The sequence below is a fragment of the Rhodococcus sp. IEGM 1307 genome, assembly GCF_030056915.1.
Classification (GTDB): domain Bacteria; phylum Actinomycetota; class Actinomycetes; order Mycobacteriales; family Mycobacteriaceae; genus Rhodococcus_F; species Rhodococcus_F opacus_D.
Window position 1 is genome coordinate 165739 of the sequence record NZ_JASHKW010000021.1, and the last position, 14506, is coordinate 180244.

Annotated in this window: 14 protein-coding genes and 1 rRNA gene; all 15 read right to left on the reverse strand. The window is 68.3% G+C overall.

What is annotated here, in order from left to right:
* Nucleotides 1-2 precede the first annotated feature (2 nt).
* The gene (gene scpB, locus QM841_RS32940; protein ID WP_283335175.1) at nt 3-695 is read right to left on the reverse strand and encodes an SMC-Scp complex subunit ScpB; all 693 of its coding nucleotides are present in this window, start codon (nt 693-695) and stop codon (nt 3-5) included.
* Nucleotides 692-1567, reverse strand: a complete 876-nt coding sequence (locus tag QM841_RS32945) for a segregation and condensation protein A (RefSeq protein WP_283335176.1) — start codon at nt 1565-1567, stop codon at nt 692-694. Before QM841_RS32945 ends, scpB begins: the two co-directional genes overlap by 4 nt.
* The gene (locus QM841_RS32950; protein ID WP_016880789.1) at nt 1568-2572 is read right to left on the reverse strand and encodes a ParA family protein; all 1005 of its coding nucleotides are present in this window, start codon (nt 2570-2572) and stop codon (nt 1568-1570) included.
* A 58-nt stretch (nt 2573-2630) separates the two neighbouring features.
* Nucleotides 2631-3557 carry a site-specific tyrosine recombinase XerD gene (xerD, locus tag QM841_RS32955; protein WP_283335177.1) on the reverse strand — a complete coding sequence of 309 codons (927 nt, stop codon included), beginning with the start codon at nt 3555-3557 and terminating at the stop codon, nt 2631-2633.
* 1 nt (nt 3558) lies between these two features.
* Nucleotides 3559-4227, reverse strand: coding sequence for an NUDIX domain-containing protein (locus tag QM841_RS32960; RefSeq protein ID WP_105422606.1), 669 nt, complete (start codon nt 4225-4227; stop codon nt 3559-3561).
* A gap of 13 nt (nt 4228-4240) precedes the next feature.
* The gene (gene pyrG / locus QM841_RS32965) at nt 4241-6016 is read right to left on the reverse strand and encodes a CTP synthase (protein ID WP_283335178.1); all 1776 of its coding nucleotides are present in this window, start codon (nt 6014-6016) and stop codon (nt 4241-4243) included.
* A gap of 141 nt (nt 6017-6157) precedes the next feature.
* Nucleotides 6158-7108: a copper transporter gene (locus QM841_RS32970; RefSeq protein ID WP_280784906.1), complete on the reverse strand. Its 951-nt coding sequence runs from the start codon at nt 7106-7108 to the stop codon at nt 6158-6160.
* Nucleotides 7105-8289 carry a putative cytokinetic ring protein SteA gene (gene steA, locus QM841_RS32975; protein WP_283335179.1) on the reverse strand — a complete coding sequence of 395 codons (1185 nt, stop codon included), beginning with the start codon at nt 8287-8289 and terminating at the stop codon, nt 7105-7107. Before steA ends, QM841_RS32970 begins: the two co-directional genes overlap by 4 nt.
* Before the next feature lie 106 nt (nt 8290-8395).
* The gene (gene recN / locus QM841_RS32980; protein ID WP_283335180.1) at nt 8396-10168 is read right to left on the reverse strand and encodes a DNA repair protein RecN; all 1773 of its coding nucleotides are present in this window, start codon (nt 10166-10168) and stop codon (nt 8396-8398) included.
* 2 nt (nt 10169-10170) lie between these two features.
* Nucleotides 10171-11133 (reverse strand): NAD kinase, encoded by a 963-nt coding sequence (locus QM841_RS32985; protein ID WP_009473603.1) that lies wholly within the window; start codon nt 11131-11133, stop codon nt 10171-10173.
* On the reverse strand, nt 11130-11960 hold the full coding sequence (locus QM841_RS32990; RefSeq protein WP_283335181.1) for a TlyA family RNA methyltransferase: 831 nt from the start codon (nt 11958-11960) through the stop codon (nt 11130-11132). The genes QM841_RS32985 and QM841_RS32990 overlap by 4 nt, the downstream gene beginning before the upstream one ends.
* Before the next feature lies 1 nt (nt 11961).
* The gene (locus QM841_RS32995; RefSeq protein ID WP_283335182.1) at nt 11962-12189 is read right to left on the reverse strand and encodes a hypothetical protein; all 228 of its coding nucleotides are present in this window, start codon (nt 12187-12189) and stop codon (nt 11962-11964) included.
* A gap of 77 nt (nt 12190-12266) precedes the next feature.
* On the reverse strand, nt 12267-13262 hold the full coding sequence (locus QM841_RS33000; protein WP_283335183.1) for an HAD-IIA family hydrolase: 996 nt from the start codon (nt 13260-13262) through the stop codon (nt 12267-12269).
* A complete protein-coding gene (locus tag QM841_RS33005) occupies nt 13259-14215 on the reverse strand; it encodes a tetratricopeptide repeat protein (RefSeq protein ID WP_280784911.1) in 957 nt (318 codons plus the stop codon). Before QM841_RS33005 ends, QM841_RS33000 begins: the two co-directional genes overlap by 4 nt.
* 60 nt (nt 14216-14275) lie before the next feature.
* Nucleotides 14276-14392: ribosomal RNA gene (rrf, locus tag QM841_RS33010) — 5S ribosomal RNA — on the reverse strand.
* Between the last annotated feature and the right edge of the window lie 114 nt (nt 14393-14506).

The following is a 14506-nucleotide window of genomic DNA, read 5'->3' on the forward strand; positions in this document are numbered from 1 at the left end:
TGTCAGTCTTCGGTGTCCAGCCCGGTGTCCAACTCTGCTGTGGAAGCCGTAGCTTTATTCATTCTCGCAAATCGTGGATCAGATTCCAGACTGTCACTGATGTCATCTATCAGATCCACGTCCGGCAACAGCGGAGCCAAGGCGGGAAGATCGGCGAGAGACGCCAAGCCGAGCCGTTCCAGGAAGAGCTCCGTCGTCGAATACTGCGTGGCGTTGGTATCGGGATCGACGCCGGCTTCGGCAATCAATCCGCGAGCGAGAAGTGTGCGCACCACACCATCCACGTTGACGCCGCGCACCGCACTGATCCGTGCGCGGGTCAACGGTTGACGGTATGCCACCACGGCCAGAGTTTCCAACGCCGCCCTCGTCAGTTTGGACCGCGCACCGTCGAGTAGGAGTCGTTCCACGTAGGGCGCGTACGCGGTGCGCGTATAGAGACGCCAACCGTCACCGGCATATCGGAGGTCCAACCCACTGCCACGGGCGGTGAGCTCGGCGGACATGCGGTTCAGCACGTCCGTGATGCGATTCACAGAAGCGCCGGTCGCGGAGGCGAGCTGTTCGGCTCCGGCGGGAGAGTCGACGATCAGCAGCAGCGACTCGAGAACAGCTTCGAGTTCGGTGTCCGACAGCTCGAGTTCTGCGTCGAGGGCGCCCAGGTCGTCCGACTCGTCGAACGGGGCCGAACTCATCCGTAATCCTCCTCGGTCACCGAGGCGTGTGCGCCTTCCCCGGTCCAGCTCACCAGCAATTCCCCGAGTGGCTCGGGCTGTTCGAACAACACCGACTGCTCGCGATACAGCTCGAGCAGCGCGAGGAATCTTGCCACGATCAGGGTGGTCACCTCGCACTCCGCGACCAGGTCGCCGAACGTCGCCCACTCCCCGGCTCCCCGTTCGCGGAGCAGTTCCAGCATCCGCGCCGCCTGTTCGGGCACCGACACCGCGTGCATGTCGTGCAGATGGTCGAGTCCCACGGTGGGCTTCGGGCGGGGTGTGAACACGGTCGCGGCGATCTCCGCGAACCGCTGCGGGTCGACCCCGAGCAACACTTCCGGCAGCAATTTCGTGAACTGGTCCTCCAGTGCCGCCGAACGCGGGTACCGGCGCAACGCGGCCGCCTCGAGCTCACCGAAGAGTTGCGCCACCTGCTTGTACGCGCGGTACTGCAGCAGCCGGGCGAACAGCAGGTCGCGCGCCTCGAGGAGCGCGAGGTCCTCGGCGTCCTCCACCTGGCCCGCCGGGAGTAGACGCGCCGCCTTCAGGTCGAGCAGCGTCGCCGCGACCACCAGGAATTCCGTGGTCTGATCGAGACCCATCTCCGTGCCCAGCGAGCGGGTGTAGGCGATGAAGTCGTCCGTCACCTGGTGCAGCGCGACCTCCGTCACATCCAGCTGTCGCTGGTTGATCAGGGTCAGGAGCAGGTCGAACGGTCCCTCGAAATTCCGCAGCGTCACCCGGAAGCCGGGCTTGACCGCGGGCGCCTGCTGATCCTCGGCCTGCGTTACCTGGGCCTGCGGGTCCTCGGTCTGCGGTGGAGCCGAAATGTCTTGCGTATTCACCACTTACCGGCCGGACCGGTGAATGACCTCGCGTGCCAGAGCACGGTACGCCTCGGCGCCGGTCGATTTCGGCGCCCAGGTGGTGATCGGTTCCCCGGCGACCGAGGTCTCGGGGAAGCGCACGGTGCGGTTGATCACGGTGTCATACACGAGGTCCCCGAACACCTCCACCACACGGGCCATCACTTCACGCGCGTGCAGGGTCCGCGAGTCGAACATCGTCACGACGATGCCGGCGAGTTCGAGCCGCGGGTTGAGCCGGTCGTGGACCTTCTCGACCGTGTCGTTGAGCAGCGCCAGGCCGCGCAGGCTGAAGTACTCGCACTCCATCGGAATGATCACCGAGTCCGCGCAGGCCAACGCGTTGACGGTGAGCAGACCGAGGGACGGCTGGCAGTCGATCAGGACGTAGTCGTACCGGTCGAGCACCGGATGCAGCACCCGTCCGAGCGTCTGTTCCCGCCCGACCTCGGTGACGAGCTGAATCTCCGCCGCCGACAGGTCGATGTTGCTCGGCAGGAGGTCGAGGCCCTCGACGCGTGTCCGCATCAGGACGTCGTCGATCGCGACGCGGGGTTCGACGAGCAGGTTGTGGACGGTCAGTTCGAGGTCGTGATGCGCGACGCCGAGCCCCGCGGACAGCGCCCCCTGGGGATCGAGGTCGACGAGCAGGACACGTCGGCCGAATTCGGCGAGCGACGCTCCCAGGTTGATGGTCGACGTCGTCTTGCCGACGCCACCCTTCTGGTTGCACATCGCGATGATCTTGGCCGGGCCGTGCGAGGGCAGCGGGGCGGGTTCCGGCACCGCACGTGTCGGCCGTCCCGTGGGCCCGAGCTCCTCCTCCACGACCACGGCAGCGTCCTCGAACAAGGCTGCGGGTTCGGATTGCCGCACGTCGAACATGTCGCCCTCCTGTTGCGAGTGCTCTGACTCCGCCGCTGGCGGCTGCGGTGTCACCACGGTCCGATGATCCCCTGTTCTCTCGATGATCGCTGCCGATCCCACATCGTTATACGAACGCTACCGCCTCGTACCGTGAAATTTCCCCTCGACACGCTTTCCGTCACCTCGCCCGGGGGTGCGCTCCGGCCCACACCTCGCGCAGCGCACCCACTGTCACCAGCGTATATATCTGGGTGGTCGTCACCGAGGCATGCCCCAGCAGCTCCTGGACGACGCGGACGTCGGCGCCGCCGTCGAGCAGATGCGTCGCGAACGAGTGACGGAGCGTGTGCGGTGACACCGCCGACGAGATGCCCGCCGCGTCCGCCGCGGTCTGCAGCACCTTCCATGCGCTCTGGCGGGACAGGCGTCCGCCGCGGACATTGAGGAACAGCGCGGGTGTTCCGCGTGATGCCAGCGCCGGCCGGCCCCGGATCAGGTAGGCGTCGAGGGATTCGACGGCGGGCCGGCCCACCGGCACCACCCGCTGCTTGCCGCCCTTGCCCCGCAGCAGCACCGACCGGGTCTCGGTGTCGACGTCGTCGACGTCCAGGCCCACGGCTTCGGAGATGCGGGCGCCCGTCGAATACAGCAGTTCGAGGAGCGCGCGGTCACGGACCGCCCGCGGACCGTCGGCGGGTCCGCTGCCGCCGACCGCCTCCAGCAGCGCCAGCACCTCGTTGACCGGCAGCGATTTGGGGAGCCGTTTCGCCGGCGACGGTGGCCGCACGTCCCGGGCGACGTCCACTGCGGTCATCCCCTCGGCCGCGGCGAACCGGTGGAATCCGCGCACCGCGATCAGGGCGCGGGCCGCGGAGCTCGCGGCCAGCGGCGGCAGTTCACGATTCGGATCGCCGGTGCGCAGCGCGATCACGAAGTCGCTGACATCCTGTTCGCGGATCCGGCCGATGTCGGTGACCTCCCGGTCGGCGAGGAACTGCGTGTACCGCTCGAGGTCGCGGCGGTACGAGCCGAGGGTGTTGCGGGCGGCTCCGCGCTCGACGGACAGGTGGTCGAGGTACGAATCCACCTGCCGCGCAATCACCATGTCATGCCCGCGCGGCCTCGTCCCCGCCGGCGCGCGAGCGTTTCCTCTCGCTGAACCTGTCGGGGCGATCGACCCAGGGCACGGTCACGTCGCGGAGTTCGCCGACACCGCCCGGGCGGGACCGGGCAGCGGCGAGTGCCATCACTCCGGCCACGGCCGTGGCGTTGACGATGGTCCCGTTCAGCACCATCGACACGACCTCGTCGAGCGGAATCCGCTCGATCTCGAGGTCGGCTTCCTCGTCCTCCGGGTCGGGCCGGTCCACCTCGTACAGGTCCTCGGCGAGGAACACGCGCACCGACTCGTCCGTGAACCCGGGTGAGAGAACGACATCCACGAGAACGGACCAGCGACGGGCCCCGAGCCCGGTCTCCTCCGCCAGCTCGCGCCCGGCCGCGTCGACCGGGTCCTCCCCCGGCTCGTCCAGCAAGCCCGCCGGGATCTCCCACAACCGGCGCCCCACCGGGTGCCGGTACTGGTGGATCAGGACCACCCGGTCCTCGTCGTCGAGCACCACGACGGCGACGGCGCCGTGGTGCTCGACGACCTCGCGTTCGGCGGTCCGGCCGTCCGGCATCGCGACGTGATCCACGCGCAGGGCGAGGATCGCGCCGCTGTAGACGGCGCGCGAGTCGAGGGTCTCGAATTCGTGCCGGCCGGTGTCGGTCATGGTCGGTCTCGCCCTATCCCGCGCTGTCGACGGACGCGACCTCGTCGCGGTCGGCGGAGTCGGCGAGTTCGTCATCGGTAGCGACGGCGGCCCGCTCCTCACCGTGCACGTCGACGGGAAGCCGCTCTTCGAGCTTGTGCCTCAGCGCCGCGTCGACGAACGCCGCGAACAGCGGGTGCGGACGCGTCGGACGGCTCTTCAGCTCGGGGTGCGCCTGCGTCGCGACGAAGAACGGGTGCTGGTCGGCCGGGTACTCGACGAACTCGACGAGGTGACCGTCGGGCGAGGTTCCGCTGAACCGGAGTCCGCTCTTCGCGATCCGGTCGCGGTACGCGTTGTTGACCTCGTAGCGGTGACGGTGACGTTCCGACACCTCTTCGCTGCCGTACGCGCGGGCCACCACGGACCCCTTCGTGAGGACGGCCGGGTACGCGCCGAGGCGCATCGTGCCGCCGAGGTCCGCCTCGCCGGCGATGACGTCTTCCTGGTCGGCCATCGTGGAGATCACGGGGTGCGTGGTCTCAGGCTCGAACTCGGCGGAGTTGGCGTCGTCGAGACCCACGCTGCGCGCAGCCTCGATCACGACGCACTGCAGGCCGAGGCACAGTCCGAGCAGCGGGATCTTCCGGTGACGGGCGTACCGGATCGCGCCGAGCTTGCCCTCGATACCGCGGATTCCGAAGCCGCCGGGAATCAGCACGCCGTCGACGTCGCCGAGGGCGGCCTGCGCGCCCGCCTCCGTCTCACACGCGTCGGACGGCACCCAGGAAATTTCCACCTTCGAGCGGTTCGCGAAGCCGCCGGCGCGCAGCGCCTCGGTGACGGACAGGTAGGCGTCCGGCAGGTCGACGTATTTTCCGACCAGGGCGATCCGCACGGTCTCGCGCGGCTGGTGGACGCGCTCGAGCAGGTTGCCCCACACGGTCCAGTCCACGTCGCGGAACGGCAGACCCAGCTGACGCACCACGTAGGCGTCGAGGCCCTCGCTGTGCAGCACCTTCGGGATGTCGTAGATCGAGGGCGCGTCGGGGGTCGAGATGCAGCCGTCGACGTCGACGTCGCACATGAGCGCGATCTTGTTCTTCAGCGCGGGGGGTACCTCGCGGTCGCAGCGCAGGATCAGCGCGTCGGGCTGGATACCGATGTTCCGCAGGGCCGCGACCGAGTGCTGGGTGGGCTTCGTCTTGAGCTCACCCGACGGCGCCAGGTACGGAACCAGGGAGACGTGGAGGAAGAAGACGTTGTCGCGACCGACGTCGTGGCGCACCTGACGGGCGGCCTCGAGGAACGGCTGCGACTCGATGTCACCGACGGTGCCACCGATCTCGGTGATGACGACGTCGGGCTGGTGTCCCTGGAGGTCCGGTCCGCTCATGGCGAGGATCCGGCTCTTGATCTCGTCCGTGATGTGCGGGATGACCTGGACGGTGTCGCCGAGGTATTCACCGCGCCGCTCCTTGGCGATGACCGTCGAATACACCTGGCCGGTGGTGACATTCGCCTGACCGGACAGGTCGCGGTCGAGGAAGCGCTCGTAGTGGCCGACGTCGAGGTCGGTCTCGGCGCCGTCTTCGGTGACGAAGACCTCACCGTGCTGGAACGGGTTCATCGTGCCCGGATCGACGTTGAGATACGGATCCAGTTTCTGCATGGTCACGCGCATTCCCCGCGCGGTGAGCAATTGCCCGAGGCTCGAGGCTGTGAGGCCCTTGCCGAGTGAGGAGGCGACGCCGCCGCTCACGAAGATGTGCTTGGTAGCGGTACGCGAATGAGTGCGTGACTGTGGCAAAGGGGCTCCCGTGACGACTGTGCAGGGCTTGGTCTGTTCGAGCAATGCTGGGGCCTGCCGACCCACGGGACTTCACGGTAACACCTTGTCGTACGTCCCGGAAACAACGCGCCGCGATTGCCCGCCCCGATGTGACGCGCGCTACGCCGGGGTGGCCCCGACGGTGACTCCGGTCGTGCCGGGCCCGGTGCCGTACCGGCCGGCGCCGCCGTTCAGTTGCTCCTGCAGCGCGAGCGGAACGGTGATCTTGCCCGCTTCCCGGTCGATGTTGTCGATCGTCGTGAGCGCCGCGGAGAGGGCCGCGTCGGCCCGCGCGACGGCGACCGCACCGTTGCCCTGCGCCGACGCCGGACGCCCGGCGAGAACCGCCCCGGCACCGCGCGAATCCAGCGCGCCCGCGAACCGGGCCACCACCGCGCCGCGGTTGCCGCTGACACCGTCCTCCACGTCGCGGTCGCCGGTCAGCACCACCGCGACCTGTGCCGGTTGGACCGCACCGTCGTCGTAGCTGACAAATCCCGCACCGCGGAGGGTCTCGAGAGCGAGCGCCATCTCCTGTGCGGAACTCTGCGGCTGGCCCGTCTCCTTACCCAGCATGAGGACCGAACCGAGCAGGTCGCCTGCGAGGCTGCCCTGGTCGACGGCCCCGGTCTTCAACGTGACACCCGCAGGGATCACATTGTTGACGACCGTCCGGAGCCGGTCACCGCCCGTCGCGTCCACGAACGAATCGGTCAACGACACCCGGCCGGTCACCGACCCACCTGCCTGAGCGATCATGCGGTTGACCCCGTCGAGGTCGGCGGGGTCGGCATCCGGGGTCGTCACGACCATCACGGTGCGTTGCGCCAGAGTGTCGGCCACCACGCGGCCGCCCACGGCGGAATCGAAGCCGTCCGCCGAGTTCAGCTGCTCGGTCAGCTGGTTGTTGCGTTCGTTCGCCTTCTCCACGTCGGTCTGCAGGTCGGCCTTGTCGTCGCGCAGCCCCGAGACGAGACCGCTCGACAACAGGCCGGAACCCATCACCACGCCTATTGCCAGAGCCAGGAAGATCGCCGCAATGGAAATGGCATGGTGACGCAGAGAAATCACTTGAAGAACCCCTGGACCCACAACGCGAAGCTGTTCCATGTCGCGACGGCCCAGTCCAGTGCCTCACCACCGATGTTCGACACCACCAGGGCCACGATCACCGCAACCAGTGCGGCCAGTACGAGCAGCGCGATCGCGCCGCCCGACACGCGGCTCCGGTACAGGGTCGCCACGGCCTTCGCGTCCACCAGTTTCGGCCCGACCTTCAGCCGGGTCATGAACGCGGACGGGTTGCTGTCGCGGCGGCCGCGGTCGAAGAATTCGTCGAGGGAGACGGTGCTCCCGACCGTGACGATCAGCGACGCGCCGTGATGATCGGCCAGCAGCAGCGCCAGGTCGGACGGGGACCCGGAGGCGGGGAACGTCATCGCTCCGATGCCGAGGTCCTGGATCCGTGACAGACCGGGGGCGTGACCGTCCTGGTCGGCGGGGAGCACCACCTCGGCGCCCGACTTCAACGTGGCGCTGGTGATGTCCTCGGGGTCGCCGACGATGAGGTCGGGGCGATAGCCCGCCGACTTCAGGACGTCGGCGCCTGCCCCGACGCCGATGAGGATCGGCGAGTACTCCTTGATGAACGGCTTGAGGTTCTTCAGGTCGGACGCGTGGTCCGGGCCGTCGGACACGATCACGACGTGCCGTTCCTTCATGTCGACGTCGACGTCGGGGACGCCGACTCCGTCGATCAGCAGCGGACTTTCGGTGCGGATGAACTCGATGGTGTTGCCGGAGAACGCCTCGAGGTGGTCGACCAGACCGGTCTTCGCCTCGATCATCCGGTCGGAGATCTCCGCCTCGGTCTGTTCGTCGCCCTTCGCGATGCGCCGTTCCCCGGAGTAGACACCTCCCCCGTTCACCCGGACCTTGCTGCCGTCCTTGATGCTCTTGAAGATCTCGGTGCCTGCCGAATCCACCAGGAGGATCCCGTTGGCGACGATCACCTCCGGTCCGAGGTTGGGATAGCGCCCCGAGATGGAGGGCGACGCGTTGATCACTGCGAGAACGCCGGCCTTCACCAGGGCGTCCGCGGTCCCGCGATCGAGGTCGAGCTCGTCGAGAACGACGATGTCACCGGGTCCGACGCGTCGCAGCAACTTGGCCGTGTTGCGATCCACCCTGGCGATGCCGCTGACCCCAGGCAAAGTTTCGGTGTTACGTGACAGCAGTGCCGGCATCTTCATGAGTTCGATGATGGACCGGAAGCCGGACCGACCTGTGGAGGCGCGCCGAACCGTTTACCACATCAGTCACACCATTACCACGGGTGCGGGCGGTCCGCAGGACCGGTCAGGCGGAACGCTCGGCGTTGGCGGTGGCCAAGAGCTCCTCCGCGTGGGCGCGACCGGTCTCGGTGTCGTCGAGTCCGGCGAGCATGCGCGCCAGTTCGACAACCCGTTCGTCGTCGGTGAGCGTGTGCACACCACTGCTGACGACGCCGTCCGCGTCGTCGACCTTGTCGACCACCAGGTGGGTGTCCGCGAACGCCGCGACCTGCGGCAGGTGCGTCACGACGATGACCTGGTGTGTCCGGGCGAGCCGGGCCAGTCGCCGGCCGATCTCGACTGCGGCCCGACCGCCGACGCCGGCGTCGACCTCGTCGAACACCATCGTCGCGCCCGAGTCGGAACCGGCGAGCACCACCTCGAGTGCCAGCATCACGCGCGAGAGTTCACCGCCGGACGCGCTCTTGCTGATGGGCAGCGACTGTGCGCCGCTGTGCGCCGACAGCCGGAATTCCACTTCGTCGACGCCGGACGAACCCGCGTGCAGTTCCGTCCCGTCGACGGTGAGCGGTGCCGTGTCCTGAGGTCCGGCGATCCGGGGCCGGACGGACACCTCGAGAGCGGCCCGGCCCATCGCCAGACCAGCGAGTTCGGAACTGACGGCCTTGGCGAGCTTGACCGCCGCCTTGACGCGGGCGGCGGTCAGCTTCGACGCGGCCTCCGCGGTGGACGCCGCCGACTCCTCGACCTGCTTCGTCAGCGCCGCCAATGCATCGGAGGACACGTCGATCTTCTCGAGCCTCGCACGGGCGTTGTCTGCCCATTCCAGTACGCCGTCGACGTCGGCAGCGTACTTGCGGGTGAGGTTCTTCAGTTCCGCCTGCCGCGACAGCAAGGAGTCCAGTGCCCCCGGATCCGCGGGAAGCCCGGCGAGATACGTGGTCAGGTCGGCGGAGACGTCCGTGATCACCGCGATCGCGTCGGCGAGGCGCGGTCCGAGCCCGTCCAGTTCGGGGTCGGTGGTCGATTCGATCCGGGCCCGCGCCTCGGACAACAGATCCAACGCGGGTGCGCCGACGCCGTCGCCGTCCATGTCGTCGCCGCCGGCGAGCGCGGCGTGCGCTTCCTCGGCCGCAGAGCGCAGCGAGTCGAGTTCACTGAGCCTGCGCACCTCCGACACGATCGACTCGTCCTCACCCGGGGTGGGCGCGACGCCGTCGATCTCGTTGAGGGCGAACGTCAGTTGGTCGGCTTCCTGCGCGAGTTCCCGGGTGCGCCCGGTGCGTTCGATCAGTTCGGTTCGCGCGGTCACCCATTCGTCGCGGTGCTTGCGGTACCGCGCCAGCAGCGGGCCGACCGTCTTGTCCGCGAACCTGTCCAGGGCGGCGCACTGCTGGTCGGGCCGGAGCAGCCGCAGCTGATCGTTCTGCCCGTGGACGGTGAGCAGTGGGTCGGTGAACTCGGACAGCACACCCGCCGGAACGCTGCGCCCGCCCAGGTGGGCGCGGGACCGTCCGTCGCTGCCGACGGTCCGCACCGCAATGATGGTGCCGTCCTCGTCTCGCTCGGCGCCGGTCGATTCGAGGAGCCGGGTCACGGCCCGTTCGACGTGCTCCGAGCCCTCGTCCGTCATGAACCGGCCCTCGACCACGGCACGGGGCGCGCCGAGACGCACCCGGCCCGCGTCTGCCCGCGCACCGCTGAGCAGGTGCAGGCTCGTCACCACCATCGTCTTGCCCGCACCGGTCTCACCGGTGAGCACCGTCAAACCTTCGTGGAATTGCGCCGACGCCTCGGAGATCACACCGAGGTTGTCGATCCTGATCTCTGCCAGCACGTTTAGGGCTTCCTTCCTCGCCACCCGGTGACGGGCAGCTCGAACTTTCGCACCATCCGGTCTGCGAACGGCGCCGAATCCAGTCGTATCCACCGAACGGGTTCCTTGCCACGCACCACTTCGACGCGGGCGCCCGCGGGTAGCTCGAGGGTCCGGCGACCGTCGCAGAACACCAGACCGTCGTGGCTGCCGGCCACCGTCTCCACCGCGATCAGCGAGTTCGGGCTCGTCACGAGTGGGCGCGCGAACAGCGCGTGCGCGTTGCTCGGGACCACGAGCAGGGCCTCCAGCTCCGGCCACACCACGGGGCCACCTGCCGAGAACGCGTATGCCGTCGACCCGGTCGGGGTGGAGATGAGGACGCCGTCGCAGCCGAAGGCCGACACGGGGCGGCCGTCCACCTCGAGCACCACCTCGAGGACACCGAGCCGGGACCGGTTCTCGATGCTCGCCTCGTTGAGTGCCCAGCCGCGTTCGATGATTTCGTCGTCCACCCGGACCAGCACGTCCAGCGTCATGCGGTGTTCGATGCGGTACTCACGACGCACCACCTGGGCGAGCGCCTCGTCGAGGTGCTCGGCCTCCGTTTCCGCGAGGAACCCGATGCGGCCCAGGTTGATGCCCAGAACCGGAATGGACGCGGCCTGGGCGAGTTCCGCTGCCCGCAGGAACGTTCCGTCTCCGCCGAGCACGAGCACCATCTCGCAACCGAGGGCGGCGTCGGGGCCGGCCTGGACGATGGTGACTTCCAGCCCGGGGACCAGGAATTCGTCGGCCGCCATGCCGTCCATCGGTTCGATTCGGGTGCTGTCGACCTCGTCGACGAGGACGCGCAGTCCGATCCCGGCCCGCTCGAAGATCTTGCCGACGCGTCGCGCGGTCTCCGTGATCTCGGCGCGGCCCGGGTGCGCAACGAGCAGGATTTCCCGCTCGCGTTGCTGGGTGCCGCTGCTTCCCCCGCTCACTGTGGTCCCTCCTGCACCGCGGTGCGGATCAACTCTTCTATCGACTCGACCGGTACATCATCCGTCCCGGGTGTGACATCCGCGCGGAGCCACAGGAAGTACTCGACGTTCCCCGACGGTCCCGGCAGCGGACTGGCCACTGCACCGACGGTACGCAGTCCCAGCGACGCTGCCGTCTTCGCGACATCCAGTACCGCGGCGACGCGCAACTCCGGGTCACGCACCACACCACCGGAGCCCACGTGGTCCTTGCCGACCTCGAACTGCGGCTTCACCATCGGAATCAGATCTGCGCCGTCGGCCACGCAGGCGACGAACGCCGGGAGGACGAGCTTCAGGGAGATGAACGAGAGGTCCGCGACCACCAGATCGACCGGGCCACCGATCTGCTCGGCGTCGATGGATCGCACGTTGGTCCGGTCGATGACGTGGACGCGGTCGTCGGACTGCAGCCGCCACACCAGCTGGCCGTAGCCGACGTCCACCGCCACGACCTCCCGCGCGCCGTGGTGAAGCAGCACGTCGGTGAAGCCGCCGGTGGACGCGCCTGCGTCGAGGCAGCGCTTGGCCTCGACCTCGAGTCCGCGGGGGCCGAACGCCTCGAGCGCACCGAGGAGTTTGTGGGCTCCGCGCGATGCCCAGGACACTTCGTTGTCGACCTCGACCACCCGCAGCGGAGTTCCCGCTTCGATTGCGGTGGCGGGTTTGGTCGCTGCCGCTCCCGAGATCAGTACTCGGCCGGAGGCGATGAGTTCTTGCGCGTGTTCGCGGGACCGGGCCAGTCCCCGCCGAACGAGTTCGGCATCCACCCGTGCTCGACGGGCCACGTCAGATCTTGTCCACGGTGGCCAGCGCCTCCACCAGCACGTCGTGCGCCTTCTCGAGAAGATGGGCTTTGCGTGGGATGACTCCGACGCCGTGCTCGTCGTCAGGATCCGGTTCGACGGCTCCGAGCCGCGACAACAATCCATCGACCTCCGAGTGGATCGTCTCGGGGTCGACACTCTGAGGAGGCCCAGGTAGATGGGCTCCCGGGCGCAGTATTGGCGTGCTCATCGGGCACAACGCTAGTCCATCGCGTTCCGATACGCATACAGCGAATCGCGTGACGGACAACGCGGGTCTGCCGGGTTTCAGGCACCCCAGCCGGAGGCGACCGCACTCACCGCGGGCGTCGTCGACGTGATTCGCGCGAAGTCGGGGAACTTCCAGGCAGCAACGGCCACGGCCCGCAGCAGAGCGGCCGAATCCACCGGCGCGGCGGAATCGGCGGTCGGTTCGATCACCAGGTCGGTGCCGTCGAACTCGACGGACCACCGGCTGTCCTCGCCGATGAGGGATTCCTCGGCGGGGCGGTTGAGCGCGTCCAGTTCGGACGCCAGATAGGTGGGCCGTTGCTCCGGGGCGGCACGCAGCACGTCGACCGCGGTGCTCACTCCGGTGAGCACCAGCAGCGAGTCGAGACCGACATTGTTGGCGCCTTCGATGTCGGTGTCCAGCCTGTCGCCCACGACGAGCGGGCGCGAGCACCCGCTGCGGAGCATCGCGTCTTCCATCAGCGGCGCGGCCGGTTTACCCGCCACGAGAGGTTCGCGGGACGTCGCCGTGCGTAGCGCCGCGACCATCGATCCGTTGCCGAGGACGAGTCCGCGTTCGGTGGGGAGGGTCGAGTCCAGGTTCGCCGCCACCCAGACCGCTCCGGCCCGGATCGCGAGGGTCGCCTCGGCGAGTATCGCCCAGTCCGTCGTCGGCGAATGTCCTTGGACGACAGCCGCGGGCGCGTCCTCGAACGACCGCACCGGGCGCAGTCCGACGTTCCGGACTTCGTCGGCGAGCGCTTCGGTGCCCACGATCAGGACCGGCGAATCGGGGGCGACGTTCTCCGCGAGCAGCCTGGCCGCGGACTGGGAACTCGTCACCACCGTCGACTCGTCGGCGTCGAACCCGAGTTCGGTCAGGTGTTCCGCGACCTCGCCCGGGCTGCGACTGGCGTTGTTGGTCACGTAGTAGCAGGACTGCTCCGCGGCCGCCAAAGCCTCTCGCGCGCCGGGGATTTCCTGCGACCCCTGGTACAGGGTGCCGTCGAGGTCGAGCAGCAGGGCGTCGTAGCCGTCGCGCAGAGCCGTCACTGATCGTCTCCGGTCAGCTCGGCCACACGCTCCTCCGCGTCGGTGTCACCCTCGAGATCCGCGGCGGCGGAATTGAGGAACCACTTGAGTCCGTCCTCGATGCGGCCGGCAGCCACCAAGGCGTCCGCATACGCGTAGAACAGGCGAGCGGCGCCGGGTCCGGTCCGCGAGGCGTCGAGATCGGGGGTCTGCAGCGTGACCACGGCCTGGTCGAACTGACCGAGGTCCATGCGCGCCCCGGCGACCACCATGCGCAGCTCGGCTGCCTCGTCACCGGACAGCGCAGCAGCTTCCTCGCTCCGACCGAGTTCGATCGCACGCTCCGGGCGGCCCAGTCCGCGTTCGCAGTCCGCCATGACCGCGAGCAGTCCGGGACCGCCGGCCATGCGACGAGCGGCGCGCAACTCCGACAGCGCCTCGGCCCATTCGCCGGCGTGGTACGCGGTGATACCCGCGGCCTCACGCACGATGGCAATGCGGCCCGCACGCTGGCGCGCGGCGCGAGCATGCGCGAGCGCAAGTCGCGGATCGTCGTCGACGAGCTTGCCTGCCATTACCAGGTGACGCGCAACCGTGTTCGCGTTTGTCTTGTCCAGGCTCAGCAGGTCGCGGCGTACAGCGGGATCGAGCTCGCCGGCCTCGACGTTCTCGGGCAGATCCGGTTCGTCCGGACGCGCCTGCTGCCGCTGCGGACGGTCACCTTCACGTCCGCGAGGCGCGAAGCCGCCCTCGCCGCCACGACGGGGTCCACCACCGCGACGGTCGCCACCGGCGCCGCCACGATTGTCGCGCGAATCGCGACGGGGACCACCGGTCGAGCCACCCCGACCCGAACCGCCGGCGCCGCCGGACGCACCGCCCCGATTGCTGTTGGAGGCACCGCCCCGATTGCTGTTGGAGGCACCGCCTCCGCGGAAGGATCGACGTCCGTCGTCACTCTCCGACACAGTCATTCCTTTCACACAAACCACGAAAGGGGACCCAGTATATTGGGTCCCCTTTCGGTAACGGATGTTCGGCGGTGTCCTACTCTCCCACACCCTGTCGGGTGCAGTACCATCGGCGCTGGAGGGCTTAGCTTCCGGGTTCGGAATGGGACCGGGCGTTTCCCCTCCGCTATGGCCGCCGTAACTCTATGAAACTGTCACACGGAACATCAGCGAAGAAACACAACACCATGGGTGGGTGGGGTGTTCTTCTTTCTTCTGTTCTGAAACGTGTGTGTTGTTTCAGATACTGCACAG

Excerpts from the sequence above, each read along its gene's own strand:
- scpB (WP_283335175.1), bottom strand. The coding sequence starts at position 695 with ATGAGTTCGGCCCCGTTCGACGAGTCGGACGACCTGGGCGCCCTCGAC.
- xerD (WP_283335177.1), bottom strand. The coding sequence starts at position 3,557 with ATGGTGATTGCGCGGCAGGTGGATTCGTACCTCGACCACCTGTCCGTC.
- QM841_RS32960 (WP_105422606.1), bottom strand. The coding sequence starts at position 4,227 with ATGACCGACACCGGCCGGCACGAATTCGAGACCCTCGACTCGCGCGCC.
- steA (WP_283335179.1), bottom strand. The coding sequence starts at position 8,289 with ATGAAGATGCCGGCACTGCTGTCACGTAACACCGAAACTTTGCCTGGG.
- QM841_RS32995 (WP_283335182.1), bottom strand. The coding sequence starts at position 12,189 with ATGAGCACGCCAATACTGCGCCCGGGAGCCCATCTACCTGGGCCTCCT.
- QM841_RS33005 (WP_280784911.1), bottom strand. The coding sequence starts at position 14,215 with ATGACTGTGTCGGAGAGTGACGACGGACGTCGATCCTTCCGCGGAGGC.